The following is a 25,512-nucleotide window of genomic DNA, read 5'->3' on the forward strand; positions in this document are numbered from 1 at the left end:
TGGGCAATGTCACACCGGGGAGCAACAAAGGCGGGGCGGGGTTTCCAACGTAATGGGGCGCAACTTGGGATGGTGCTGGTGCTGGGCCTGAGCCCGTTGGCACAGGCGATTGCGACCGTGCAATTGCCTGACATCAAGGTCGCGGGTGACGACACCTCGGGCGAGGTGACCCCGCCCGGCGTGACCACCATCGGCAAGCTACCGCTCAAACTGCGGGAAACGCCGCAGTCGGTGAGCGTCATCGACCACGAGCGCATTGAGCAGCAAAACCTGTTCAGCCTCGATGAGGTGATGCAGCAGGCCACTGGCGTGACGGTGCAGCCGTTCCAGTTGCTGACCACCGCGTACTACGTGCGTGGCTTCAAGATCAACTCTTTCGAATTGGACGGTGTGCCGGCGATGCTCGGTGAAACCGCCGGTTCGCCTCAGGACATGGCGGTGTATGAGCGCGTCGAAATCCTGCGTGGCTCCAATGGTTTGCTGCACGGCAGCGGTAACCCGGCGGCCACGGTCAACCTGGTGCGCAAGCGCCCACAAAAGGCATTCGCCGCCAGCACCACCCTCAGCGGCGGCACCTGGGACCGTTACCGTGGCGAAGTGGATGTCGGCGGGCCGCTGACCCAGACTGGCAACGTGCGTGGGCGCGTGGTGGCGGCCTACGAGGATCGCGACTACTTCTACGATGTCGGCAAGCAAGACACCCAGTTGCTCTACGGCATCACCGAATTCGACCTGAGCCCCGACACCCTGCTGACCCTGGGCGCGCAATACCAGACCATCGATTCGGTGACCAACATGGCCGGCGTGCCCATGGCCAAGGACGGGTCGAGCCTGAACCTGTCGCGCTCCACCTATCTGGACGTGGACTGGGACCGCTTCAAGTGGACCACGCGCCGGGTGTTCGGCTCTCTCGAGCAGCAATTGGATCACGACTGGAAAGCCAAGGTCGCCGCCGAATACCAGGATGCCGACTCAAGCCTGCGCTATGCCGGTGCTTTTGGCGCCATCGACCCGCTCACCGGCGATGGCGGTGGCTTGATGGGCGCTGCGTATAAATTCAGCAGCACCCAAAAGAGCGTGGATGCCTCGGTCAATGGGCCGTATTCGTTGTTTGGCCGCAGCCATGAGTTGCTGTTGGGCACCAACTACAGCCACGGCGAAACCGAGCAGCGCACCGCCCAGTTCACCACGCCGCTCAACGTGCCGGTGAATGTCTATCGCTGGGACCCGAGCAGTGTGCCCAAACCCGGGATCGGCGCCTACACGTCGCCCGGGTCCACGACGACCACCTCCAAGGGCGTCTACGCGCTGACCCGCTACAAACTGCTCGATCCGCTGACCCTGGTCATCGGCGGCCGGGCCAGTTGGTGGGACCAGAACGCGCCGACCAGCCACTTCACCCCCGGCCGGGAAATAACCCCGTATGGCGGCTTGATCTGGGACTTTGCGCAGAACTGGTCGTGGTACGCCAGCTACGCTGAGGTCTACCAGCCGCAGACCGGGCAAACCTGGAGCGGCGACCTGCTCAAACCGGTGGAGGGCAAGACCTATGAAACCGGGATCAAGGGCGAGTTGGCGGACGGGCGTTTGAATGTGTCGCTGGCGGTGTTCCGGATCGACCTGGAGAACAATCCGCAGGTCGATCCGGACCATCCGGGTGTGGGGCCGACCACCTATTACATCAGCGGCGGCAAGGTGCGCAGCCAGGGCTTCGAGCTGGAGAGCAGCGGTTATATCACCCCCGAATGGAACGTCTCCGCCGGTTATACCTACACCAGCACCGAGTACCTCAAGGACACCAACGCTTCGGGTGAGCGCTATGCCAGCTTCACGCCGCGCCACATGGCGCGGGTGTGGACCCAGTACGAGTTGCCGTGGCAGGACCGCCGCTGGAGCGTCGGTGCCGGCGTGCAGGCACAAAGTGATTACTCCACCCAATCCGGCGCTGTGACCCTGGAGCAGGGCGGCTATGCCTTACTCAATGCGCGGGTCGCCTACCGCATCGACGAGCATTGGACTGCCGCGGTCAACGGCAACAACCTGGCGGACCGCAAGTACTACCAGAGCCTGTCCAACGTCAATTGGAACAACCGCTATGGCGAACCGCGCAGCCTCAATCTGACCCTGCGAGGTACGTTCTGATGGCCGCGCCGGCCCTCGGTTCCTGGCCGCTGCGCATTTGTCTGGCGCTGGCGGGCAGTGTGCTCAGCAGCCTGCAACTGGCCGTCCTGCTGGCGCGACATTATCCGTGGGGCGGTGGGCTGGAGCGGCTGTATGCCGGCGTGTTCCTGGGCTTGGGGTTTCTGGTGACGGTACTGCTGTGGTCGTTGCTGGCGCCGGATCGCAAACGCGTGGTGTGTCGCTCCAGCGTCTGGCTGCTGCTGTTTACGCCCTGGCTGCTTTGGGATGGAGCCTGGCGATGAACCTGATGGGCGCACCGAGGGCATTGGTTCAGCGTGTACACGCCGGGGCAGGCGGGGTGTTTGGGGTACTGCTGTTCGTGATCCTGCTGACGGGGGCGTGGAGCATGGCCCATGAAGACTTGCGCGCCTGGTTTCGCGGCCCGGCGGCGTTGGCTCACGGGCCAGCGCTACCGGTCGCGCAATGGCCGGCTATCGCTCGCGAGCGCGGCCTGGCGCTCGGTGAATTGCGCATTCGTTTGCCGGACAGCCGCCACTCGGTGGTCGAGTTGTGTGCATCGCCCAAGGACTGCACGGTCGCCTTGGACCCCGTCAGCGGCCGTGAGCTGGCGTCAGGCAACGCGGCGGATATCCTGTTCAACCTGCACAAAAGTCTGTTCATCGGTTTTCCCGGCCGGATTTTGATCAGCTTGTTGGGCGTGGTGTTGTTGCTGATGATCTGGGCAGGCAGTGCATTACACAGTGGGCGCCTGCAAGACCTCAAGCGCCTGCGGCGCGACCGTGGGGCACGGGTGTTCGCCCATGACTTGCACAGCCTGATCGGCCGTTGGTGCGGGCCCTGGTTGCTGCTGTTTGGTATCACTGGCGCGTTGTCCGGCCTGGGGGCGCTCGGCACCTTGGGGCTAGCCGCGCAGGCGTTCCCGGGCGCGCCGCAGCAAGCGTTCATGCAGTTGCTGGGGGCACCGCCGCAGGTCGACCGAACAACGGCTTCGGCGCCGGCGGTCGATCTGGATCAGTTGCTGCGCCAGGACGCCGTCGCCCATCCGGGGTTCTCTGCTCAAAACGTCGCCTTGCACCACTGGGGTGAGCCGGATGCCTGGGTGGAAGTGAGCGGTATCCAACAAGGCCTGCCCAGTACGGCCGTCTTTGAACGACATGCCTATCGCGCCGCTGACGGCCTCGCCGTCGGTTCCAGCAGCGCCAGCGGGCGCGGTCTGTGGTTGCAGGCGTTTATTGCGGTGCAGCCGCTGCACTTTGCCGACTACCGCTGGGTGCCTGTTGGCGGGTCACTGCTGCGTGCCGTGCATTTCGGCATGGCGTTGGCGGCGGCGGGGTTGGTGCTCAGCGGCTTGTACCTGTGGCTGGAGCGTCGGCGCCTCAAGGCCGGCGGCGGTTGGCAGGTGCTACTGCGCCTGGTGATCGGCGGCGGTGGCGGGTTGCTGGCGGCCACGGCGGTATTGCTCTGCGCGGGGGCGCTGGGCAGTGCCAACCTGGCGTGGTGGTTCTGGGGCGGTTGGCTTGCCAGCCTGCTGCTGGCCTGCCTGATGCCCCCCAGGCGTCAACCGCTGCACCTGCTGCTGGCCGTGACGGGCCTGGGCTTCCTGGCGGCGGCGCTGCTGCACCTGGCCGGCAGCCTGAAACAAGGCAGCGTGCCGCTGTGGCCCATCGATCTTGTGTTGCTGCTGTGCGCGGCCAGTGCCCTGTGGGCATTGCGGCGCCTGATTTCTTTTACGCGTGCGGCACGGGCTGCCGCCGCCAATGTTGCCTGAGGGGAGACTTGTAATGCTGGATCTGTTGAAACATTGGCGCATGGTGCTGACCTTTGCACTGTTGTACCTGTCCCAAGGCATTTGCTTCGGCATCGCCATGGACGCCTTGCCGACCCTGCTGCGTCATGACGGCGCGGCGCTCCACGCCTTGGCCTTCCTGCCGTTGGTGGGGATACCGTGGGTGGTCAAGTTCCTCTGGGCGCCCCAGGTGGATAACCATTGGAGCCCACGCCTGGGACGGCGCCGCAGTTGGATCATTCCCATGCAGATACTGGTGCTGCTGTGCATTGCCTGCCTGGCAAGCATCGGCCTGCGCGTCGAGACGGCAGGCATCGCCGTGGGCCTGCTGATTGTTGCCTCGCTGGCCAGCGCCACCCAGGACATCGCCACCGACGGCATGGCGGCCGAGTACTTTAGCGGCAACATGCTCGCGCGGATTAACGCCATTCAAGTGGGCGGCACCATGGTCGGCTTCTTCGTTGGCGGCGCCGGTACCTTGCTGCTTAGCGGCTACCTGGGGCAAACCAGCGCGTTCAGTCTGCTGGCTTTGGTGCCGCTGTTGAGTCTGGTGTGCGTCGGCTGGCTGCACGTGGCACCGGCCAAGGAAAAACAGCCAGATGTGGCGCATGCCTCATTATGGCGGTTTATCAAGCGGCCGAAGGCGCTGGCGCTGGTGGTGCTGGCCTTGTTGTCGGCCATGACGTCAGTGTCGGGTTTTGGCTTGTCAAAGCTGTTCCTGAATGACGCCGGTTGGTCCTTGCAGGCTATCGGCCAACTGGGCATGAGCGGCGGCGTGGTCACCATCGTCCTCGGCTGCGGCGGTGGTGCATGGTTGATCCGGGTGTTGGGCCTGTGGCCGACGTTCATCCTGGCGGTAGGCATGGCCGGCGCTGCCGCGTTGACCTGGCTGCTGCAAGCCAACGGCATGCTTGCCACGCAAACCGGACTGATCTGGTTGGCCGTGGGCCTGGGCTCGTTCGCGACCGGCGCCACCTCGGTGGTGATCATGACTGCCTCCATGGCCTTCGCCGCGCAAAGCGACCAGGCCGGTACGGACATGACCGCCGTGCAAAGCACGCGTGATCTGGGGGAAATGCTGTCTTCGACCTTGCTGGTGGGGTTGACTGCGCAGGCGGGGTATAGCGGTGGGTTTCTTGCGGGGATGGTGATGGCGATCCTGGCGTCGTTGGTGGCGTTGAATGTGTCACGTCACCGTGTGGGGGAAAGAGCGGCGGGCTGATTGATAGGTTGGGCGATCGTCAAAGGCGCTCAACGGGTCAATCAGTGCGAGCGCTCGTGATCTTCCGACATCAAGCGTGCGGCGCGGAGCCGCAGTGAGTGCGCGCCTGCTGGCGTTATAAAAGGGGTACATACAAGCCTGATATTGTTCCGTAGGATGCTCCCGCCAGGACGCTACTACAAATCAATAGCCCGTCGATCGAGCTGTTAGCGCCCAACGTGCCCATGAGGGGCCTTTTGGGCCCACGTGTTCGCTACCCAGCGCGCTTTGATTGACTCGACGGGACCTCGGCCTAAATGTCTTATCTTGAATCTGGCGATTGTCCGGTGACCTTCAGGCAATCGAAGAAGGTGATACTGGCGACAGTCGTTGGCAATGGCCTGGTGATCTACGACTTCACGGTATACAGCTTTTCTGCCGTGATCATCGGCAAGCTGTTTTTCCCATCGGACAGTTCGTTCGCCTCGTTGCTGATGGCATTGTTGACGTTTGGCATCGGTTTCGCGATGCGCCCGCTGGGCGCAATCGTGATCGGCAACCTCGCCGATCGCAAAGGGCGAAAAGCCGGCTTGAATGTCACCAATCTATTGATGGCAGCCGGTACCGCCTTGATCGCGTTCATGCCGACGCATGCATCGATCGGCGTCACCGCAACGGTGTTGCTGGTGCTCTCGCGGTTGCTGCAAGGGTTCGCGACCGGAGGGGAGATCGGCGTGTCGTCCGTGGTGCTGATGGAGCTGGCGGCGCGCAATCAACGCTGCTATCTGGTCAGTTGGCGTTCTGCCAGCCAGGCGGCCGCGGTTTTGGTGGGGGCGGTTGTCGGTGCCACCACGACCGCATTGCTGACTCCCGAACAGTTGCTGGCCTGGGGCTGGCGTATTCCTTTCGTGCTTGGGCTTTTGATTGCGCCGTTTGGGTGGTTCATTCGGCGCAATATGGTGGAGACAACACGGAGTGGTATCCAGTCGCCGTCGCTGCGTGTCTTGCTGAAAAACCACCGCCCCCAGCTATTGCTGGGGATCTTGATGATGGCAACCCCCACCGCAAGCATCTACCTGATGGTGCTCTACATGCCGACCTATCTGGTCCGCACGTTAGGCCTGTCGCCGAGCATGAGCTTGCTTTCGGCGTGCTTTTCCAGCGCGATGCTGTTCATTGCCGCGCCATTGTTTGCGCGGTTCGCCGACCGGCTGCCGCGACGCAAGCCGACCCAATACGTGACGATGATCCTCAGCATCCTGTTGGTCTATCCGGTGTTCCTGGCCTTGACCCATGGGGTCGGCGAGCTGGCTTCCTTGCTGATCATCGGCATCTATTCGGCTGTCGCGATGGGCAACAACGGCGTCGCTACCGTCATGATCATGGAGGCTTTTCCGGCGCATCACCGGGCCACGGGGATGTCGATGGTCTACAGTTTCGGCGTGACGATTTTCGGGGCGTTCTGCCCGTTTTTTGTGACGTGGTTGATCGGAGTTACCCAGAACGCAATGGCGCCTTCCTGGTATCTGCTGGGCGCGCTATTGGTCAGCCTGTTCGCACTGCTGAAATTTCCAGCGCGCCAGCCGGCTCACTGATCGATTCGGCCAGCGACGTTACGGTGCCCCGGCATAGCGTTGCCCATTCGCTGTGCAGCCATCAGGCGATGGTCCTGCGGCGCCAGGTCATAGCGACGACGAAACGCGCGGGTAAACGCCGATGCGCTGTTAAAGCCCAGGCTGTAGGCGATCTCAATCACCTGGCGGTCAGGATAGCGCACCAGTTCGTCCGCGGCTTCACGCAGGCGGCAGTTGAGGATGTAACGACCCAACCCTCCTTCATGCTGGAACAGACGGTAGAGCGTGGCGCGAGGTAGCTGCATGGCCATCAGCACGTACTCTGGCGTCAGCCAGGGTTGATACAGGTTGTTCTGCACATAACGCCTGGCTTTATCGAACATCGCACTGCGCGCCGCCGCCCGCACGTGCCCACCCAGCTTGGCCTGTTTCGAGAAGGCTGCGAGCATGAGTTGAACGGCGGTATCGAATGTCGACGCGGCCTCGGCGCTGCTGATAACCGGCAGTTTTCTGGAAAACGCCTCGACGTGCTCGATCATCAATTGGGTCATAGGCGTCGTATTCTCGAAGACACGCCCGTGGATCGACTCGGCATGCGGCAGCGCCGCTTCCACCACCGGGCGCGAGACAAAGAAGGTCAATACGCGGCAACGCCCCCGGCTCATTTTGATCGGCTGGTTCATGTCCATGGCAACGATGCTCGCCCTGGCGGACGCGCCATGTTCCTGAGGGCCGCCTCGAATGGACTCCATTGCGCCTTGGGTGAAGACCTGGAAAACATAGTCCCGGACCTTGTCGGTAGAGATGCGCGCAATCGAACGGTCGAGCAACAAGGCGTCGCTTGAGCAGTCGGTGAAGACGCGATCACCCAATTTGTAGCGGTCAATGCTCGCGTTGAAGGGCGTGGTGGTTGCGTGGGATGTAGGCAGGACGTCGATGACGTGTCCGACCCGATCACGCCAGGCCAGCAGTTGGTTGGCAACCGGCTCGGCGCTGACCTCGAAGTGATCATGGGCGTGCCTGGAGCCGACGTGTTTAGGGGCGCATATCAGTGAGGCTGGTTTGTTCATGGATTCACTACAACCCGGAAAGCCTATGTTCACGCCCCGTGAACAGGCGTTGCATCTTCCCACTGTACGTCCGTGCTGCCTAGCGGCAGCCAGTCAGAATGGGTTGTTGTGCTCCTTATAACCGGTTTCTCCATGAAAGTAATGACAATCCCTCTTGTATCCAACTTGTTGCGCACTTTCTGGCGGCGGCAAGAGCGGGGCCGGGCGCCTGAAAATAATTGAAAAGTTGCAACGCAGGGTCAAGCCATCTGCAAGGCGCTTGATAGATTGACGCGAATTCGAATTTGACAGCGTTTATGTGTTTCCACGCTGTGAACGCGTGCGCTTGTTTCTCAAGCAAAGTGCGCTGGGTATTGGCCTTGTTATTTTCGGCGCGATGATCTGAACGGGTACGTTAAACCGGCGAGTACTTCAGGTGTTCACCCGATGGCCCCGGCGCCTTGGCTGACACATGCTTGTCCGACGGTTCAACGCGCGGGGCTTTGGCTTGGCGGATTACAGCCGCGGTGGGCGGAATATCGGGCCTTGGATCAATCAATGAAGATCGTCACCGCTGCATAAATCAACCCGGCATCGGCGGCGATTTTTTTACGCGGCAACGATGTATCAAACAACCTATTGAAGTAAGGAGTAACGGATGAGTTGCCTCGACCGGGAAGTCGGTTCGTTTGCGATCAGTTTGACTCATCCTGCTGGCGTTAATCCTCGGGAAGGGCTGGCTTTTTCCCTCGCGCAAATCGAAGTGGATAAATTGAACAATATCCACGCCGAGTCCGGAGTGGATTGGCAGAAAGTCGCCGATGCCTGTGTAAAAGTGCTGCGAGAAGAGGGCAAGGACTTTAATGCCGCGGTCTGGTTGTTATGTGCCTGGACCACTCTGCAAGGCATTTCCGGCCTGGCGACCGGCGTGCATATAGTGCGCGAAATGCTTGAGCTGTATTGGGAGACCCTGACCCCGCCGCCGGCTCGATTGCGTGCCCGCCGCAACCAGGCCGAGTGGATGCTCGAGTGGCTTGCAGTGAAGCTTGAAGGCAGCTTCGAAGCGGTGCCCGGAGAACAATTGGCGCAGTTGCTCGAAGACTGGGACGCCATCGATCGCCATTGGCGCGACCGGGACGCCGACGGCCCGAGTTTTTTTGCGTTGCGTCGTCGCCTATCGCAGTTGCCTGTGCAAGCGGGTGTCGAGCCAATAGCGGTGACGGCGGAAGAGGTTCCAGCGGCAGTCGATGCGCCTACAGCGCTCCCGACGCCGGTTGCGCACGCCCCTTCGGCGCCGCTCCCGGCCCTTGTGCCGGCTCCGCCATTGGGCCGTCTTGAGAGCGATGAAGCCATCGAGAACGCGGTCAATAGCGTGTTTGCCTCGCTTGCACCGCTGCTGGGGTTTTGCCTGGAGTCTCGGGCGACGTTGCCGTTGCTGTTTCGCCTCAATCGCCAATTGGCGTGGACGACCCTGGAGCAGGTCCCTCCTGCGCAAGGCTACACGACGCGCGTGCCGCCGCCTTCGGACGCGGAACTCGAAAGTTTCAGCCGCTTGCAGAGCGTTGGCGAGCCGCTGGACATCGTGCGTTTTTGCGAAGGTCGGTTGCCGAGTTATCCGTGCTGGCTGGACCTCAATCGGGCCAGTCATGCCGCGCTCTTGAGGCTCGGTTCGGCGGCGCAGGCCGGTGCTGCCAGCCTGGCCCTGGAAACCCGTCATTTTCTGGCGCGCCTGCCGGCGCTGGTCGAGCTGACATTCGCCGACGGCCAGCCGTTCGCCGACGGCGCGACCCGCAGTTGGCTCGAAGGTTTGGCACCGGCGGCCGGCAGCGGCGCCACGGATGGGCTGCAAACGCTGATCGATGAAGTCGCGCGTGATGCCGCCGAAGGCCGTTTGAACGAAGCGTTGGCGCGTTTGCAGGTCGCCGTGCGAGAGGCCGGCAGCGGCCGCGAGCGGTTTCGCCTGCGCGCTGCCCAATGCCATCTGCTACAGCGTTTCGACCCGCGGGCGCAGTTGGGTGTTGCCTTGGATGTGTTGCTCCAGGAAGCGACGGAGCAGGGCCTCGATCGTTGGGAGCCGGAGCTGGTCCGGCCGTTGTTGGAGTTGGCACTGACGCATGAGGACGGCGGTTCGAGAGCGCTGTGGGCGCAACAGTTGGCTGCAATGGATTTGCCGGCGTTCTGGCGTTTGGCCAGCCCGCCGGCAAGTTGAATGGGCAACAGGCAATACCTGGCAGGCGTGTGCATATCCATGCCATGAGTTTTCTAACGGCTGCGTTGAGCGAGTCCGGTAAACAGGAGTGAGATTTAATGTCTAGTGAAGGTTCGGTCGCGCCTAAAGAGCGCGTCAATATTGTTTACAGCTCTGACACCGGCGGCGCGCAGGAACAGGTCGAGCTGCCGCTCAAGCAACTGGTGATCGGCGACTTCACCTTGCGTGAAGACGACACGCCGGTTGAAGACCTCAAACCGATCCGCGTCGACAAAGACAACTTCACCGATGTGCTCAAGGGCCAGAACCTGAGCCTGCAGTTGGCGGTGCCCAATCATCTGGCGGAAAACGCGCCGGAGGACGAGCAGATCCCGGTCTCGCTGACCTTCCAGTCCATTCGCGATTTTGAGCCGGATGCCATCGTGGCCCAGGTTCCCGAGTTGCAGCAACTGATCGCCCTGCGGGATTCGCTCAAGGCCTTGAAAGGGCCGATGGGTAACTTGCCGGAGTTTCGCAAGCAGCTGCAGGCCCTGATGAACGATGACGGGGCCCGCGAGCGTTTGCTCTCGGAACTTGGCGTAAAGGACAAGGAATAACCCATGAGCGAAGAAAAGAGTCAGGCAGCGAGCACGACCGGCCAGGCGGTCGAGTCGGTTTCCCTGTTGGATCAGTTGGTGGAAGCGACGCGCGTCAAGCCAGGCGACGAGGCGTATGCCGTCACCCGTCAGGGCCTCGAAGCGTTTGTCACCGAACTGCTCGAGCCGGCCCGGCAGGCCGAGAAGGTCAGCGCCGGGTTGATCGACGACATGATCGCCACGCTGGATGCCAAGCTGTGCCGGCAGGTCGACGCGATCATTCACCACCAGCAGTTCCAGAAGCTGGAGTCGTCCTGGCGCTCGCTGAAGTTTCTGGTCGACCGCACGGATTTTCGCGAGAACAACAAGCTGGAAATCCTCAGCGTGTCCAAAGAGAAGCTGCTCGAAGATTTCGAGGATGCGCCGGAGATCACCCGTTCGGGTCTGTACAAGGCGGTGTACACCGCCGAGTTCGGCCAGTTCGGCGGCCAGCCGTTCGGCTCGATCATCGGTAACTACGAGTTCAACCCCGGCCCGCAGGACATGAAGTTGCTGCAGTCGGTCGCCGCGATTTCGGCCATGTCCCACACGCCCTTCATCGCCGCGGCCGGCCCGCAGTTCTTCGGCATCGACAGCTTTGCCGACCTGCCCAATCTCAAGGATCTGCAAGCCGTCTTCGAGGGGCCGCAGTTCACCAAATGGAATGCCTTTCGTGAAAGCGACGACGCGCGTTTCGTTGGCCTGACATTGCCGCACTTCCTGCTGCGCACGCCCTATGGCGAAGACACGGTCCCCGCCAAGACGTTCCGCTACAACGAGAACGTCGGTGGCGGCAACCAGGACTTCCTGTGGGGCAACGCTGCGTTTGCCTTTGCCAGTCGCCTGTCCGACAGCTTTGCCCAGTACCGCTGGTGCGCCAACGTCATTGGCCCACAGGGCGGCGGCACCGTCGGTGATTTGCCGATCTACAACTACGAGGCCATGGGCGAAACCCAGACCAAGATCCCGACCGAAGTGCTGATTTCCGAGCGCCGCGAATTCGAGCTGGCCGAGCAGGGGTTTATCGCACTGACCATGCGCAAGAACACCGATAACGCGGCGTTCTTCTCCGCCAACTCGTGCCAGAAGCCCAAGTTCTTCGGCAATGACAAAGAAGGCAAGGAAGCCGAGCTGAACTACAAGCTGGGCACCCAACTGCCGTACATCTTTGTGGTCAGTCGCCTGGCCCATTACATCAAGGTCATCCAGCGCGAAAACATCGGCACCTGGAAAGAGCGTGGCGACCTGGAGTCCGAACTCAACACCTGGATTCGCCAGTACGTGGCCGACATGGATAACCCCGCCGCCGGTGTGCGCAGCCGTCGCCCACTGCGTCAGGCGGAGATTACCGTCAGCGACGTCGAAGGCGATCCAGGCTGGTACCGCGTCGGTTTGAAAGTCCGTCCGCACTTCAAGTACATGGGCGCGTCTTTCACGCTGTCGCTGGTGGGCAAGCTCGACAAGAGCTGATCGGTAGCGCGAATGGGCAACGCCGCCGTTGCCCATTCAGGTGTTCACCCGAGGGTCATTGCCTCGGCGTTTCCATAAGATGGATTCAACGCAGCGAGACAGGGCCAGAGGCGCTGATCGATGCCTGAAAACTCACTGATTAAACCCGGAGTACACGTTATGCCAATGCCATGCTACTTGAGTATCGAAGGCCAGAACCAAGGCAAGATCGAAGGTTCCAGCACGGTTACCGGTCATGAAGGAAAGATCCTTGTTCAGGCCGTCGAACACCTGATCGATATTCCCAAGAACCCGCAGACCGGCCTGCCGGCCGGCAAGCGTGTCCACCAGGGCATGACCCTGACCAAGGAAATCGATAAGTCTTCTCCAAAGTTGCTGCAAGCCCTGACTTCCGGCGAGCAGCTCAAGTCTGTTGTGTTGGAGTTCTATCGGATCTCGCCTAAAGGCACCGAAGAAAAGTACTACACCATCACCCTGAGCAATGCCGTGCTCGTTTCGGCCCGCACCTGGGTGCCGAACGTGTTGAGCCCTGAGTTCAAGCAAATGGGCCATATGGAAGACATCGGCATCACCTACGAAAAAATCGTCTGGACCTGGGTGCCGGACGGTATCGAAGCCGAAGACTCGTGGTTGGCGCCAAAAGCGTAAGCCCGGCTCGACGGTTCAATGCCGCCCTGGTCCAGGGCGGTGTTCTTGTTATTGCAGAAGGTACACCGCGTTGAGAGAAAAGCGATTGCTGGAGCGCATCACAAGCCTGCAGGCCGAAACCGGTCGCACGCACCTGACCCAGGCTGAAGTGTTGACGCAGTCGATCGTCCAGCATCTGCAACGCATTTTGAATACCCGGCGCGGCAGCGTGCCGATTGACGCCGAGTTTGGCGTACCCGACTTCACCAATCTGGCCGGTTCGTTTGCGACCGGCGAGACCACGCAAATAATCGAGAACATGACGCGCATGATCGCCCGCTACGAGCCTCGCTTGAAATCGCCGCGCATCCTGGTCGCCGAAGGTGCCCAGGAAGTGTTGTCGTTGAGTTTCAGTCTTGAGGGCGTGGTGTCGATCGACGATCGGGACATTCCTATTCACCTGGCAACGCGTGTGTCTTCGGACGGTCGCGTGTCCCTGGCGATGCACTAAGTCATGCTCAACAGCCATTATCAAAGTGAACTCAACCAACTGCGGCGTCTGGCCGATGAGTTTGCCCGCCGCAACCCGGCCCTGGCGCCGCTGCTGGGGGTGGACTCGGCCAATGACCCGGACGTCGAACGCTTGCTCGAAGGCGTGGCGTTTCTCACCGGGATGGTTCGCCAACGGTTGGACGACGAGTTTCCCGAGTTCATTCAAGAGTTGGCGCAGCTGCTCTATCCCCATTACCTGCAACCGTTGCCTTGCCTGACGCTGCTGCAATTTCAGCCGCGCACGGCATTGCAGGAGGTTACGCGTATCGAGCCCGGCTGCGAAATTGCCTCGGTACCGGTCGATGGCCAGCGCGTGCGCTTTAGCAGTACCGCGGCGGTCGACCTGGAACCGTTGCAACTGCTCGGCAGCCGCTGGGACGGCGGCGCCGGTGAAGAGCGCAGCCTGGTCCTGGACTTCGCTTTTACCACCGCTGACCCGAATAGCTGGCTGGCCGACAGCCTGCGTTTCTATCTGGGGGATGGCCTGGTCGATGGCTCCAAGTTATTGCGTCTGTTGCAGCTCAACCTGCGCGAGATTCGCATCTCTGCGCAAGAGCAGCCCATGACCGTATTGCCGGCCAGCCATTTGCGTGGCCTGGGATTCGATGCGAGCAACGCCTTGCTGCCGTTTCCCGATACCGCGCACCCGGCCTATCGGTGCCTGCAGGAATACTTCGCGCTGCCCGAGAAATTCCTGTTTATCGAGCTTCGCGGCTTCAAACAGTGGCGAGCCAGAGGCGCAGACGGGCGCTTCAGCGTGCGCCTGATGTTCGAAAACCTGCCGGACTGGACACCGAACCTGTCGGTCAACAGTTTTTTGCTGGGGGTGACGCCGGCGATCAATCTGTTCGCCCAGGACGCACACCCGCTGCGCATCGACCACAAGCAAGTCGACTATCGCATCCAGCCTGCCGACCATGGCCAGCGCATGAGCATGCGGATTCATTCGGTGCTCAAGGTCAGTGCTTATTCCGCTGGAGGCGGGGAGCGGCTGCTGGAGCCGTTCAATACCTTCTCGCAGCGCGACACCTATAACCTGCGCATCCGCGCCTCGAGCATCGATGCCCAAGGTTATGACCACTATCTGAGCCTGCCCTACAGCGAAGGCAAAGTGCCGGGCGAGATGACCTTGTCCATCGGCTTGCTCTGCACCAATGGCAAGCTGCCGGAAAGCCTGCGCCTGGGCGATTTGAACCAGCCCACCGACAACACGCCGCCCAGGGTCGAGTTCAAGAGCATCCGTGGCATCACACCGTGCCAGCCGCCCAAGTTCGACGACAAGTTGCTGTGGCGCATGCTCTCGCAGCTCAATGCCAACCACTTCCGCCTGGCCGATCGCGACTACCTGCGCGGCCTGCTCGCGCTGTATCTGCCGAGCGTCGGCGAAGGGGCCCAGGACGCCAACCAGCGGCGCATCGATGCCATCGAAAAAGTCACCGTCAGCCACGAGCGGCGTTTTATTCGCGGGCTGCCGATCGAAGGCAGTGTGGTCCGGGTCGAGTGCCGGGGCGACTATTTCCTCAGTCCTGGCAATTTCTACCTGTTCGGTTGCGTGCTGGATGAGTTTTTCGCCGGCTGTACGGCCATCAACAGCTTTACCGCCTTCACGCTGTTCGACAGCGTCAACCACGAGACCTTGAAATGGCCAGCGAAGATCGGGCACCAACGCCTGTTGTGATCGATCCGCTGCTCGATGACGGCGGCGAGTTCGGGTTTTTCCAGGCCTTGCGCCTGTTGCGCCTACGTTTTCCGAGCGAAAAACACTTCGTCGACAACGTGCGGGTCCGGCCGCGGCTTGGGCTCGGGTTTCCGCTGCGGGATATCGAAGGGATCGAGCAGGACGACGACGGTCGCTATCGGATCGAGGCCAACTTCTTCGGGCTGTATGGCGTCACTTCGCCGTTGCCGACGTTTTACACCGAAGACCTGATCGACGAGCAACTGCTGGGCCATTCGGCGGGACGTGACTTTCTCGACATCCTGCATGCCTCGCTCTATCCGTTGCTGTTCCGTGCCTGGGAAAAGCACCGGATCTGGATCGACATTACCGAGCGGCGCGACGTCAAGAGCCTGCGTCAATTGCAGGCGCTGATCGGCATTGCGGATGCACGTCCGGAGCAGCGCGATCAATCCACCGATTTGCTGCGGTATGCCGGGTTGTTCAACCAGTACCCGCGCTCGGCCCTGGGTCTGCAGCAGTTGGTCAAGGCGGTACTCAGCGATGTGACGGTGGAAGTCGTGCCGTGTGTCGAGACGCGCCTGCGGATCGACCGCACGGCACGCACTTACCTGGGCATGCAGTGCGGGGTGTTGGGCGAAAACAGCCTGCTCGGTCGTGAAGTCATGGACCGCAGCGGCACCCTGGATATCCGCCTGACGGCACTGAGTACCGAGCGTTTTCACGGGTTATTGCCGGGGCAGGCGCTGTATCAAAAGCTCGAACGCTTGGTGGGATTGTATTTGCAGACACCGCTACGCAGCCGTCTGGTCATGCGTCTTGCGGCAGATAAGCAGCAGTGCGCTTCGCTGGGCGGCGGCTGGCAGCGGCTGGGCCTGGATACCTGGCTCGGTGACGGAGACACACAGGACGACGTTGTATTCATGCTGACGGCCGAACACGGACCAATGCTCGAAGAGAGGGCTCGCTAGATGATTCAGGTAGAACTCAAACCGCTGTTCGCACGGCTCAATGTGTACAGCACCAAGGCCCTGGAGAACGCGGCGGGCCAGACCCTGGCGCGCGCTCACTACGAGATTTCCCTGGAGCACCTGCTGCGCCAGTTGCTGGAAGATCCGGATGCCGATACGACGCGCATTCTCGCGCGCTTCGAGATCGATCCGATGCGCTTGCGTGCGCTGCTGGATGAGGGGCTGGCGCAGTTGAAAAACGGCAACCCAGGACGTCCGGTGTTCGCTGGCCTGCTCACCGAATGGATTCAGGACGCCTGGCTGATTGCCTCGCTGGTGGTCGGCAGCGGGCGGATTCGCGGCGGTTCGCTGCTGCTGGCGCTGGTATCGCGCCTGGGCTACTACAGCGCTGGCACGCGTTACGGCGAACTGCTCAAACCGATTTCCACCGATGCCCTGACCGCAGAGTTCGCTCAACTGTTGGGCGGCTCCAGCGAAGGTCCGCTGGACAGCCTGCAGACCGGCGCGGCCTGTGCTTCGTTGGCCGGCGCCGGCGGCAGTGCGCCCGCAGCCGAAGACAATATCGCGCGCTTTTGCGAAGACCTGACCGCCAAGGCAGCGGCGGGGCGCATCGACCCGATTTTCGGGCGCGATGATGAGATTCGCCAGATGATCGACATCCTCGCCCGGCGGCGTAAAAACAACCCAATCGCGGTGGGCGAACCGGGTGTGGGCAAGTCCGCCGTGGTGGAGGGGCTGGCGTTGTTGATCAGCCAGGACGAAGTCCCCGACTTCCTCAAAAACACACGTTTGCTCAGCCTGGATCTCGGTGCGCTGGAAGCGGGCGCCAGCGTCAAGGGCGAGTTCGAAAACCGCCTGCGTGGCGTCATCGAAGAGATCAAGGCCTCCACCACGCCGGTGATCCTGTTCATCGACGAAGCGCACATGCTGATCGGCGCCGGCGGCGCGGCGGGTGGCTCGGATGCGGCCAACCTGCTCAAACCCGCATTGGCCCGTGGCGAGTTGCGCACCATCGCCGCCACGACCTGGTCGGAGTACAAGAAATACTTCGAGAAAGACCCGGCCCTGGCGCGTCGTTTCCAACTGGTCAAGCTGGACGAGCCGAGTGTCAAAACCGCGGTGTTGATCCTGCGCGGGCTCAAGGGGCACTACGAAAAAGTTCACGGGGTCAGCGTGCGTGACGACGCCATCGTCGCCGCCGCCGAATTGTCGGATCGCTACATCACCGGGCGCTTGCTACCGGACAAGGCCGTCGACTTGCTCGACACCGCCAGCGCCCGGGTACGCATCGGCCTGGGCATCAAGCCTGCCGAGTTGGAGCGCATGGAGCGGCAGTTGTCCGGTCTGGCGCGTGAACAGAGCGCGCTGGAGCGCGACCGTGGCAATGGTTTCCCCGTAGAAGACCAGCGCCTGATAGATATCGCCGACGAACAGGCCGACATCGACGCGCGTCGGGTTGCGCTGGAAGTCCGCTGGCTGGCCGAGCGCGACGCGGCGCTGCGCGTCCTTGAAGCACGCAAGCAACTGACCCTGCAAGCACAGGACCTGCCGGTTCCGGCCGAAGGCGAGGTAGTGCAGGTACTGGCCTCGCTGGAGGAACGTCAGGCCGAGCTGGATCAGGCCCGTGAAGCCCTGGCCGCACTGCAAGGTGATGCGCCGTTGCTGTTCACCGAAGTCAGCCCCGATGCGATTGCCCAGGTCGTCTCCGACTGGACCGGCGTGCCGCTGGGCAAAGTGCTGCGCGATGCGGCGGGCGGCGTATTGGCCCTGGCCGACAACCTCAAGACGCGCATTCGCGGTCAGGACACCGCCGTCGAGCAGATCGCGGAAATCCTCAAGGCCGCGCAATCCGGCCTGCGCGATCCGCAACAGCCGTTGGGTGTGTTCCTGCTGGTCGGGCCGTCGGGGGTCGGCAAGACCGAAACCGCTCTGGCTGTGGCCGAACATCTGTTCGGCGGCGAACAGGCGATGATCTCGGTGAACATGAGCGAGTATCAGGAGAAGCACACCGTCAGCCGCTTGGTGGGTTCGCCCGCCGGCTATGTCGGCTTCGGCGAGGGCGGCATGTTGACCGAGGCGGTGCGCAAGCGTCCGTATTCGGTGGTGTTGCTCGATGAAGTGGAAAAAGCCCACCTGGACGTGGTGAACATTTTCTATCAGGTCTTCGACAAGGGCAGCCTGTCCGACGGCGAAGGGCGGCAGATCGATTTCTCCAACACCGTGGTGCTGCTGACCAGCAACCTGGCCACCGAAGAAATCCAAAACCTGTGCGTCGACGGGCGGCCCGACCCGGACACCCTCGCGGAAAAAATCCGCCCGACCCTGTCCCGGCATTTCAAACCGGCGCTGCTGGCGCGCATGACCATCGTGCCGTTCTTCACCCTGGGTGGCGCGCAACTGGCGGGCATCGTGCGCCTCAAGCTGGGCCGGCTCAGCGAGCGCCTGCTGGCTTCGTCGAAAGTCCGTCTGACGTTTGCAGAAGAGGTCGCCGACGCCATCGCCGCGCGCTGCACGGAAGTGGAGAGCGGGGCGCGCAATATCGACTTCATCCTGCGCAAAAGCCTGACGCCGCGTTTGTCTGACGTGTTGCTCGGGGCGATTGCCGATCAGCGGCCCCTGGCCGGCTTGCATGTGGCGGTGGATACGCGCGGCGAGTGGATCATTACCACGCAAGACGTCGATGCGATCAGGTCTTTACCCGAGCGTGAAGCGCTGCTTGAGCCCCTAGAGTGACCGCTCGTTTACCGACTGAAGAACAAGGATTGATTGATGGCTCTCAATGATCATGCGCTCTGCACTTTCGCCAGCCTGGCCCCCTCGCTGCTGCTCGAAACATTATGGGTGCAGCAGTGGCAGGGCGAGGAAAAGCTCTCTCAGCCCTATCGCTTCGAGGTTCGGCTGGCCACGATCAATCCATTGTTCGACGACGAAGCGCTGCTGGGCAACCGGGCAGTATTGACCCTGAGCGATGCGTTGGGGCAGCCGCATCCCTATCAGGGCGTGGTCACGGAGGTGGATTATCTCGACGCCGATTCCTTGTATTACTACTACCGCGTGGTGCTGGAACCGCGCTTCGTGCAGTTGCGGCATTTCCGCTTTTCGGAAATCTGGCTGGACAAAAGTCTGCCGGAGCTGATTCGCGACGTGCTCAAGTTGGCCGACCTGACTGTCGAAGGGCCGGGTATGAACGGTTTGCCCGGTTCGGCGTATGACTTCGATATCCGCCTGCCGCTGGCCGATGATCCGCTGACTCAGGCGACGTTTACCTGCCAGTTCGAAGAAACCAGCTTCGCCTTTATTTCACGTCTTCTTGAATATTTCGGCGTGTATTACTTCTTTGAACAGGGGCCTGACGGCGAGGCGCTGGTGTTCTGTGGCGACCGACTGTACCAGCCGCAACTCCCCAGCCTGCTGACCTATCGCCGCCAAGATTCGGAACTGGATGTAGGCCGGGTCCTGGCGGTGGCGCGGACCTTCGAGCGCAAACTCGTGCGGCAAGCGGCGGGGGTCACGCTCCAGGACTTTTCCGCGAGTAACGCGCAGTTGAAGTTAGAGGTCAATGCTTCGGTGGCAGCTGCCAGCCTTGGCGCAGATGCCTCAACCGCACAACGAGAGGCCGTCTCTGGTTCGTCTGTATTTATCGGCGGACAAGGGTTGTATGGCGAGCACTTCGGTTCGCTCGAACAGGGGCAATGGTTGGCCAATCGCCGCGCCCAGGCCATCGGTTGCCGTCAGCGGGAGTTTCATGGCAGCGGTCGAGCCACGGGGTTGCGCGCCGGTTATCCGATGCTGTTAGTCGGCCACCCGCGTCCGCTGTTCAATGCCGGTTATCAGGTGATTGAAGTTCACCACGACGGTTATCAGCCGTTGCCGGGCCTGGGGGCGGAGGGGGAAGGGCCGGGGCAGGGGATCAACACGCGGTTTATCGCCTTGCCCGGCGACGTGCAGTACCGCGCACCCTGTGTGACACCGCGGCCTTATGTGCAGGGCGTGCTCAGTGCGGTGGTGGATGGTGATGAAGATACCGGTCGGCCGCTGCTCAATGAGCATGGTTGCTACAGGGTGAGTTTCCCGTTCATTCGCGGTGAGAAGAATGCGACGCGTGGTTCGGCCTGGTTGCGTATGGCCACGCTGTCCAGTGGTTCGAGCCACGGCATGAATTTCCCACTGCTCAAAGGCACGGAAGTGCTGGTTTCGTTCTTGGGCGGCGACCCGGACCGCCCGGTGATCACCGGTAGTGTGCCCAACTCCGAGAATCCCAATGTGGTCACCGGCGAAAACGCGACCCAAAGTGGCTTGAGCACTCCCGGTGGGCATTTGTTTGCGATGGAAGACAGCCCGTCCGGGCCGATGATGAAGATGGGGGCGTCCACCGGTTGTAGTTTTACCTTGGGTGAGGGCGATGTCAGTGGGGCGCATTTGCGCACGGACAAGCATATGCAGCTGGCGTCTAGTTCGTATAAGCATCAGGTGCCAGGTGTTTATTGGCAATCCATAGGGGGAGGGCATGCGCCGGCCCCGGTGGCGGGGACGAGCTCTTCAGAGAGTTTGATGGGTGCCAACTTTAAAGATCGGCCTCCCACTCCCGCAAGTAGCAGCAAGCTTGCCTCCGCGCCAAGCACAACAAATAGCGCATCAGAGAAAAGCGGATTTGATAATTTCAAAGACGCAATAACCAACCCAAAGCTGAGCACAAAATTAGACGTTACAACTTCAATGCTTCAATTGAAGGGTGACGTAAATATAGCCAGCGGAAGTCTCTCTCTCTACGGGGTTGGCGTGTCAGTGAAACTTGGATTGGTTTCGCTTTCGGCCGACTACAGTTTGTATAAGAAAAGCGTTGGCAACAGTGCCTGGGAGTATCATAAGGCGAGTATTAAAAATTCAGAATATCTGAAAGGAATGCATATAGTTCGAGCATCCAACTCAAAGATGGAGTTGAAGAATACAGATATTTACTGCCATGAAAATGTAACCTCATACGAGATTAAGCTGGGTGGGAATAGCATACTTATCAATGCGGCAGGGATTGTCATAAAGTCGGACAAGATTATACATCTTGAAGGCCAGGTGCATGTTACTGGTGATGTTCTTGTGGATGGGGATTTAGAAGTTTGCGGTAACGCCTTTTTTAATAAGTTCATGAGAGTTAGCGGCACTATAGTGGGATCAACGATCACTTCGGATCAAGTACAGGAGTTTCCGTGTTTTGAACTAGCCCCCAGCCCCAGCCTGTTAAGTCTGAAGCTAGCATCACGCCCAAGTCTTGCTGCAGTGAAAGTGGCCGCGGGCGGAGCCAATGCGGTTGTAAACGGCGCCGTTGACCTGCTTGATGGCGCCGCCGATGCGGTCGCGGCAGCGGGCGATGCTGCTGCACCGCCCGCTGCCGCGCCGTGATACGGAAAAAAAGAGGCGTAAGTTTCCTATTCGGAGAGTCCGATGCAGCTCAAATGTGAACAGGCCAGCCTTTTATTGCTCGCCAATGCCAAACCACTGGACCTTCATTGCGTGGTCGTCACCCTGGGTCTGCTGGTGGACGCTGAAGATCAGGTAATGGCCGCTGGGGAAACTTGGGCCTGGTTAACCGAGCGACTTGGCAAGCAGATGCTTGATCGGGGTTTAAAGAAAAGTCGAGGCACATTTGCCGTACAGGGTAAGGCTTATCCGTTGACCGATGTGCAACGGGGTGGCATGGCGGTGCGGGTGCGTCTGGGGGATATGGAAAAAACATTGCATGTACTCGCGCCGCGGCAATGGCGCAAAGGGCCTCTGGGTTGGACGTCCGTTGTGAGCGGTCAACTGGATAACCTGCCGTTGGACTTTGAAAGCGCTTATGGCGGTAATAAGTGGCCAGATAATCCGACAGGCAAAGGCCATTATCCGGAGGTGGACGCCGCGCAAGGAATGCCGTTGGCACAACTGGAAGTGGCGAATGCCACAGTTGTTGACCCCGATGATCGGCCAGCCCTGGCGAGTTTTTTGCCATTGCCAGTACAAAGCGCTGAGCGCCGCCAGTATATGGGCACCCTTGACGAGCATTGGACTGCTTATCGCGCCCCATTCTTACCTACGGATACTGATGCGCGCTGGTTCGATGAAGTGGCGCAGGACCAATGCAACGCCGGTTTTTGGCGTGGCGACGAAGCCTGGTCGATCTCAGGCATGCACCCTACCGAGGCCAGGGTCGCCGGGCGATTGCCGGGCCTGCGGCCACGGCTGTTTATTGAGCGTGCGGATAAGCGTGTACCCGTTACCGAAATGTCGATGGACCTGGATACGGTATGGCTGTTCCCTGATGCGCAAAGTGCTCTTCTGCTGTACCGCGTCGAAGTACCGGTACTCGATATAGATGCGCAAGATATCGTCAAATTGGCTATGGCCCTCGAGCGAGCGGGTGATCCAGTGCTGGACGCGCAAGTCTGGATTGAGCGGCTTTGGCCACGCCCTCCCGTCGAGTCGGTCAAGGTTGCGCCTGTCGAACCAACCCCGTTCGACTCCGGGCCGATAGTCGCCAGTTTGCAGGCCGTTGCGGATGCGCAATATGCAGAGTTAAGCGCAACTCATGAGCAGTGCATGCAATACGCTCAGATGATGGCGACTCGCATGAACCTGCCTTTCAACCCCACCGATTACCCACCACCAGCGAAAACGGACTTTACGGTTCTGATGCGCGAACCGATGCACCCCCTCAAGCCCTTTGACCCCGAGGCATTGGCGCTGGAAATTGATTCGGAAATCGCCAAGGCTAAGGCCCAAGGCATGGAGTATGCCCAGCAGATGATGACCCGGCTGGGCATAGATGCAGAGCAAGCGTTGGCGCGTGCTAAACAGCCAGCACCGAAGGTCGATATCATGGACATGCTTGAGCGCCTGGAGCTGCCTCCAGACCAGCAGGCGCAAGCCAAGGAAAAACTGACTGCCGCCATAGCAGAGTCTCAAGCCGTGGAAGCTGAGATAGACCGTGTTTTAAGCGCCATGAACAAAGCGCTGGCGGCTGATCGAATCCAATTCGCCCCCATTCTCCCGCTTCCTGAATACTGCAGTCTGACCCGTGAGCGGCTGCTGGCATTGCACGCGGCAGGCAAGACGCTGCAAGACCTCAGTTTGGAGAGCCTTGATCTTTGCGAAATCGATCTGAGCAGCGCTGACCTGAGAAATACCACTTTTATGAGCTGCAAGCTCAATGGCACTCGACTGCAGAACGCCGATCTGAGCCACTGTCAGTTCATCGACTGCGACTTGGGGGCTTCGGATCTGAGCAAGGCGCGCTTGCAGGACGCAATGTTTCATAGGGTTCTATGCCAAGGCGCTTCGTTCTGCGGCACCAGCTTGATCGATATCCGCGCTCAGAACTGTGATTTCTCCGCTGCTGATTTCACCGAAGCCAACCTGCAACAAGCCCAACTCAACGAATGCAGCCTCGACAAGGCTCAACTGAGCAACGCCAATCTAAGCAAACTACGCCTCAATAAGTGCGACCTGAGCGGCGCACGACTCACCGACAGCAACCTGCACAAAGCCAAGCTCTACGACTGCACACTGGACGCGACGGACATGCGCCGCGCCAACCTCAGCAAAGCCGATTTCGCCAAGGTGGTGGGCCGCGACCTGGACTTGCGCGAGTGCAACCTGCAGAACCTGCGCCTGGCCGCTCACTGCGTTTTGCCGGGTGTGCGCCTGGACGATGCCGACCTGACCGCTGCCAGTTTTCAAGACGCCGATCTGAATCACGCCAGCCTGCGCGGCGCACGGCTTAACGACGCGCTGCTGAGCGGTTGCGACCTGAGGGATTCCGACGGTGTCGGGCTGGTCGCGCAAGGTGCCTACCTGTCGGGATGTGACTTGAGTCGCGCTGATTGGTCTGGCGCCAACCTGCTTAACGGCCGCTTGCGCAAGGTATGCCTGGAGCAGGCCAACCTCAGTGGCAGCAACTTGCATGGCTTGGCCAGTGACGCTGTACACGGCAGCGGTGTGCGCCTGGAGCAGGCATTGATGACGCGCTGCCGACTCAAGGAGAGCCTGACTCATGCTTGAGGTATTAAGTGCCGAGCGTCTAAGGGCATTGCTGGCTGATTGGCAGCCCTTGCGCGCGTTGAATCTGGCCGGGGGCGACTATCGCGGTGTCGATTTGAGCAACGCGCGGCTGGAACAAGTGGATGCGCGTGGTGCGCAATTCAATGGCGCCATGCTGACCCAAAGCCACTGGAAAGACTGCCGCCTGGACGGCGCCAATTTTTCCGAGAGCACCGCGGACTCGTTGTACATGAACGGGTGTTCATTGCAGGGCGCATTGTTCACGAATGTGTGTTGGAACAAGACCAGCTGGGCGCAATGCCACGGCGAGGATCTGGATCTGTCGGGCGCGCAGCTACAGGCGTTTACACTCGCGGAGTGCCGCGTACCGCGTATCAGGCTGGCAGCCGCCCAGTTGAGCAAATCCCAATGGAACCGCTGCGATCTGACGGGCCTTGATGCCCAGTCGGCGCATTTTGCGAAGGCACGGTTGATCGATTGCCAACTCGATCAGGCGCGCTTCGGCCTGGCGTCGTTGCAGCAGTGTGCCTTCGACGAATCGTCGTTGAGCGGCGCCGATTTTCATGCCGCGCAGGCCGAGGGTGCCTCGTTCTACCGTAGCAAGGGAACCGCGCCGATGTTTGCCGGTGCCCATCTCAAGGGCGCTCTGTTCAATGCCAGCCATTTTGACTCGGTCGATTTCAGTGATGCCGTTCTGGAGATGGCCATCCTGATCGACGCCCAGATGCCAGGCGCGCGCTTTGACCGCGCTCTGTTGCGTTATGCCGATTGCACCGCGTTGCTTGCGCCACGCGCCTCGTTCGTCGCCGCCGACGTGACCGGCATGAATGCCCATGCCGCTGATTTCACCCAGGCCGACTGGCAGCAGAGCAACCCCCAGGCCATCCAGCCCGTAGATACCGAACGCCTCGCCGCCGAGCAATGGCAGCCTGCCTCTTTAGGAAAATCGAGATGAATGAAGCCCCGCAGTATTGCGATGCCGCTGCTCAATTGCGTCATGCGCAGGTCAACGCACTGGATGGCGAGCGTTTCGGCGTGGTCAGCAACGATGGCCGCCGCTATTGGCTAAAACCCGCATTCGGTTGCCTGGTGCGTCCGGCAGTGGGGGACAAGGTGTTGGTCAGCCTGGACGCGCAAGGCGGTTACATCCTTAGCGTGCTGGAACGCGCCATCGCTCAACCGGCGCGTATGCATCTGGAGGGTGACCTGCATTTGAGCCTGCCCGCCGGCGCGTTGAGCATTCAGGCCCGCGACGGCGTGAGCCTTGACGCCGGTATCGCATTACGGGTGTGCGCCGAGCAGGGCAGTGTGCAGATGCAGCGTGCCCATCTGACTGTCGGCACCCTGGCCATGAGTGGCGAGCATCTTCAGAACCACTGGGTCGAGCGCCACGACAGCAGCGTGTATCACCGCGAAAAGGCCGTGCGCCACGAGGCGGATTTTGCTGACAGCCGCCGTCGCGTCGAAGGCCATGAAGAACTTTATTCCGGCTCCTTGCGCCAGCGTGTGCGCGATGACTGGAGCGTGCAGGCCGACACGCTGGACCTGAATGCACAACGTAGCGTTGCCATTGATGGCGACAGCATCAAGCTGGGGTGAGATCGA

General features: G+C 60.9%; 18 protein-coding genes. 17 read left to right on the top strand and 1 reads right to left on the bottom strand.

Annotated features, from left to right (window positions below):
* The first annotated feature begins 69 nt into the window (after positions 1-69).
* From PverR02_RS15655 to PverR02_RS15675, 5 genes are all read left to right on the top strand, one after another.
* Positions 70-2,142 (top strand): TonB-dependent siderophore receptor, encoded by a 2,073-nt coding sequence (locus tag PverR02_RS15655; protein WP_102618244.1) that lies wholly within the window; start codon positions 70-72, stop codon positions 2,140-2,142.
* The gene (locus PverR02_RS15660) at positions 2,142-2,423 is read left to right on the top strand and encodes a hypothetical protein (protein ID WP_034097888.1); all 282 of its coding nucleotides are present in this window, start codon (positions 2,142-2,144) and stop codon (positions 2,421-2,423) included. Before PverR02_RS15655 ends, PverR02_RS15660 begins: the two co-directional genes overlap by 1 nt.
* A complete protein-coding gene (locus PverR02_RS15665) occupies positions 2,420-3,910 on the top strand; it encodes a PepSY-associated TM helix domain-containing protein (RefSeq protein ID WP_052735794.1) in 1,491 nt (496 codons plus the stop codon). Before PverR02_RS15660 ends, PverR02_RS15665 begins: the two co-directional genes overlap by 4 nt.
* Positions 3,911-3,923: 13 nt before the next feature.
* The gene (locus PverR02_RS15670; protein WP_017849093.1) at positions 3,924-5,150 is read left to right on the top strand and encodes a RhtX/FptX family siderophore transporter; all 1,227 of its coding nucleotides are present in this window, start codon (positions 3,924-3,926) and stop codon (positions 5,148-5,150) included.
* Positions 5,151-5,446: 296 nt separating this feature from the next.
* Positions 5,447-6,724: an MFS transporter gene (locus tag PverR02_RS15675; protein ID WP_079443805.1), complete on the top strand. Its 1,278-nt coding sequence runs from the start codon at positions 5,447-5,449 to the stop codon at positions 6,722-6,724.
* Here the strand turns inward: PverR02_RS15675 and PverR02_RS15680 are convergent.
* Complete coding sequence (locus tag PverR02_RS15680) at positions 6,718-7,773, bottom strand: helix-turn-helix domain-containing protein (protein WP_079443806.1); 1,056 nt, start codon at positions 7,771-7,773, stop codon at positions 6,718-6,720. The two genes, PverR02_RS15675 and PverR02_RS15680, sit on opposite strands and share 7 nt — an antisense overlap.
* A 637-nt stretch (positions 7,774-8,410) precedes the next feature.
* Between PverR02_RS15680 and tssA the strand changes: the two genes are divergently transcribed.
* From tssA to PverR02_RS15740, 12 genes are all read left to right on the top strand, one after another.
* Positions 8,411-9,961 (top strand): type VI secretion system protein TssA, encoded by a 1,551-nt coding sequence (tssA, locus tag PverR02_RS15685; RefSeq protein ID WP_079443807.1) that lies wholly within the window; start codon positions 8,411-8,413, stop codon positions 9,959-9,961.
* 98 nt (positions 9,962-10,059) lie between these two features.
* A complete protein-coding gene (gene tssB, locus PverR02_RS15690; RefSeq protein WP_079443808.1) occupies positions 10,060-10,557 on the top strand; it encodes a type VI secretion system contractile sheath small subunit in 498 nt (165 codons plus the stop codon).
* A 3-nt stretch (positions 10,558-10,560) separates the two neighbouring features.
* Complete coding sequence (gene tssC, locus PverR02_RS15695) at positions 10,561-12,045, top strand: type VI secretion system contractile sheath large subunit (protein WP_017849098.1); 1,485 nt, start codon at positions 10,561-10,563, stop codon at positions 12,043-12,045.
* 159 nt (positions 12,046-12,204) lie between these two features.
* Positions 12,205-12,693 carry an Hcp family type VI secretion system effector gene (locus PverR02_RS15700; protein ID WP_017849099.1) on the top strand — a complete coding sequence of 163 codons (489 nt, stop codon included), beginning with the start codon at positions 12,205-12,207 and terminating at the stop codon, positions 12,691-12,693.
* A 70-nt stretch (positions 12,694-12,763) separates the two neighbouring features.
* Positions 12,764-13,183 (top strand): type VI secretion system baseplate subunit TssE, encoded by a 420-nt coding sequence (gene tssE, locus PverR02_RS15705; RefSeq protein WP_226926231.1) that lies wholly within the window; start codon positions 12,764-12,766, stop codon positions 13,181-13,183.
* Between the two features lie 3 nt (positions 13,184-13,186).
* Positions 13,187-14,902 carry a type VI secretion system baseplate subunit TssF gene (gene tssF, locus PverR02_RS15710; RefSeq protein ID WP_079443809.1) on the top strand — a complete coding sequence of 572 codons (1,716 nt, stop codon included), beginning with the start codon at positions 13,187-13,189 and terminating at the stop codon, positions 14,900-14,902.
* Entirely contained in the window at positions 14,866-15,873 is a 1,008-nt protein-coding gene (gene tssG / locus PverR02_RS15715; protein WP_079443810.1) for a type VI secretion system baseplate subunit TssG, read from the top strand. Before tssF ends, tssG begins: the two co-directional genes overlap by 37 nt.
* Positions 15,874-18,606, top strand: coding sequence for a type VI secretion system ATPase TssH (gene tssH / locus PverR02_RS15720; RefSeq protein WP_079443811.1), 2,733 nt, complete (start codon positions 15,874-15,876; stop codon positions 18,604-18,606).
* Positions 18,607-18,642: 36 nt separating this feature from the next.
* The gene (locus PverR02_RS15725; RefSeq protein ID WP_079443812.1) at positions 18,643-21,270 is read left to right on the top strand and encodes a type VI secretion system Vgr family protein; all 2,628 of its coding nucleotides are present in this window, start codon (positions 18,643-18,645) and stop codon (positions 21,268-21,270) included.
* Positions 21,271-21,312: 42 nt separating this feature from the next.
* Positions 21,313-23,907, top strand: coding sequence for a DUF2169 family type VI secretion system accessory protein (locus PverR02_RS15730; protein ID WP_079443813.1), 2,595 nt, complete (start codon positions 21,313-21,315; stop codon positions 23,905-23,907).
* On the top strand, positions 23,900-24,862 hold the full coding sequence (locus tag PverR02_RS15735) for a pentapeptide repeat-containing protein (RefSeq protein ID WP_079443814.1): 963 nt from the start codon (positions 23,900-23,902) through the stop codon (positions 24,860-24,862). Before PverR02_RS15730 ends, PverR02_RS15735 begins: the two co-directional genes overlap by 8 nt.
* A complete protein-coding gene (locus tag PverR02_RS15740) occupies positions 24,859-25,506 on the top strand; it encodes a DUF3540 domain-containing protein (RefSeq protein ID WP_079443815.1) in 648 nt (215 codons plus the stop codon). Before PverR02_RS15735 ends, PverR02_RS15740 begins: the two co-directional genes overlap by 4 nt.
* Positions 25,507-25,512 lie beyond the last annotated feature (6 nt).

Origin of the sequence: Pseudomonas veronii (genome assembly GCF_002028325.1) — a bacterium.
GTDB lineage: Bacteria > Pseudomonadota > Gammaproteobacteria > Pseudomonadales > Pseudomonadaceae > Aquipseudomonas > Aquipseudomonas veronii.

Coding starts and splice junctions, on each gene's coding strand:
- tssC (WP_017849098.1), top strand. CDS start 10,561: ATGAGCGAAGAAAAGAGTCAGGCAGCGAGCACGACCGGCCAGGCGGTC.
- PverR02_RS15665 (WP_052735794.1), top strand. CDS start 2,420: ATGAACCTGATGGGCGCACCGAGGGCATTGGTTCAGCGTGTACACGCC.
- tssA (WP_079443807.1), top strand. CDS start 8,411: ATGAGTTGCCTCGACCGGGAAGTCGGTTCGTTTGCGATCAGTTTGACT.
- PverR02_RS15725 (WP_079443812.1), top strand. CDS start 18,643: ATGGCTCTCAATGATCATGCGCTCTGCACTTTCGCCAGCCTGGCCCCC.
- tssF (WP_079443809.1), top strand. CDS start 13,187: ATGCTCAACAGCCATTATCAAAGTGAACTCAACCAACTGCGGCGTCTG.
- PverR02_RS15660 (WP_034097888.1), top strand. CDS start 2,142: ATGGCCGCGCCGGCCCTCGGTTCCTGGCCGCTGCGCATTTGTCTGGCG.
- PverR02_RS15675 (WP_079443805.1), top strand. CDS start 5,447: ATGTCTTATCTTGAATCTGGCGATTGTCCGGTGACCTTCAGGCAATCG.
- PverR02_RS15655 (WP_102618244.1), top strand. CDS start 70: ATGGTGCTGGTGCTGGGCCTGAGCCCGTTGGCACAGGCGATTGCGACC.
- PverR02_RS15680 (WP_079443806.1), bottom strand. CDS start 7,773: ATGAACAAACCAGCCTCACTGATATGCGCCCCTAAACACGTCGGCTCC.
- PverR02_RS15740 (WP_079443815.1), top strand. CDS start 24,859: ATGAATGAAGCCCCGCAGTATTGCGATGCCGCTGCTCAATTGCGTCAT.
- tssG (WP_079443810.1), top strand. CDS start 14,866: ATGGCCAGCGAAGATCGGGCACCAACGCCTGTTGTGATCGATCCGCTG.
- tssB (WP_079443808.1), top strand. CDS start 10,060: ATGTCTAGTGAAGGTTCGGTCGCGCCTAAAGAGCGCGTCAATATTGTT.
- PverR02_RS15700 (WP_017849099.1), top strand. CDS start 12,205: ATGCCAATGCCATGCTACTTGAGTATCGAAGGCCAGAACCAAGGCAAG.
- tssH (WP_079443811.1), top strand. CDS start 15,874: ATGATTCAGGTAGAACTCAAACCGCTGTTCGCACGGCTCAATGTGTAC.
- PverR02_RS15670 (WP_017849093.1), top strand. CDS start 3,924: ATGCTGGATCTGTTGAAACATTGGCGCATGGTGCTGACCTTTGCACTG.
- PverR02_RS15735 (WP_079443814.1), top strand. CDS start 23,900: ATGCTTGAGGTATTAAGTGCCGAGCGTCTAAGGGCATTGCTGGCTGAT.
- PverR02_RS15730 (WP_079443813.1), top strand. CDS start 21,313: ATGCAGCTCAAATGTGAACAGGCCAGCCTTTTATTGCTCGCCAATGCC.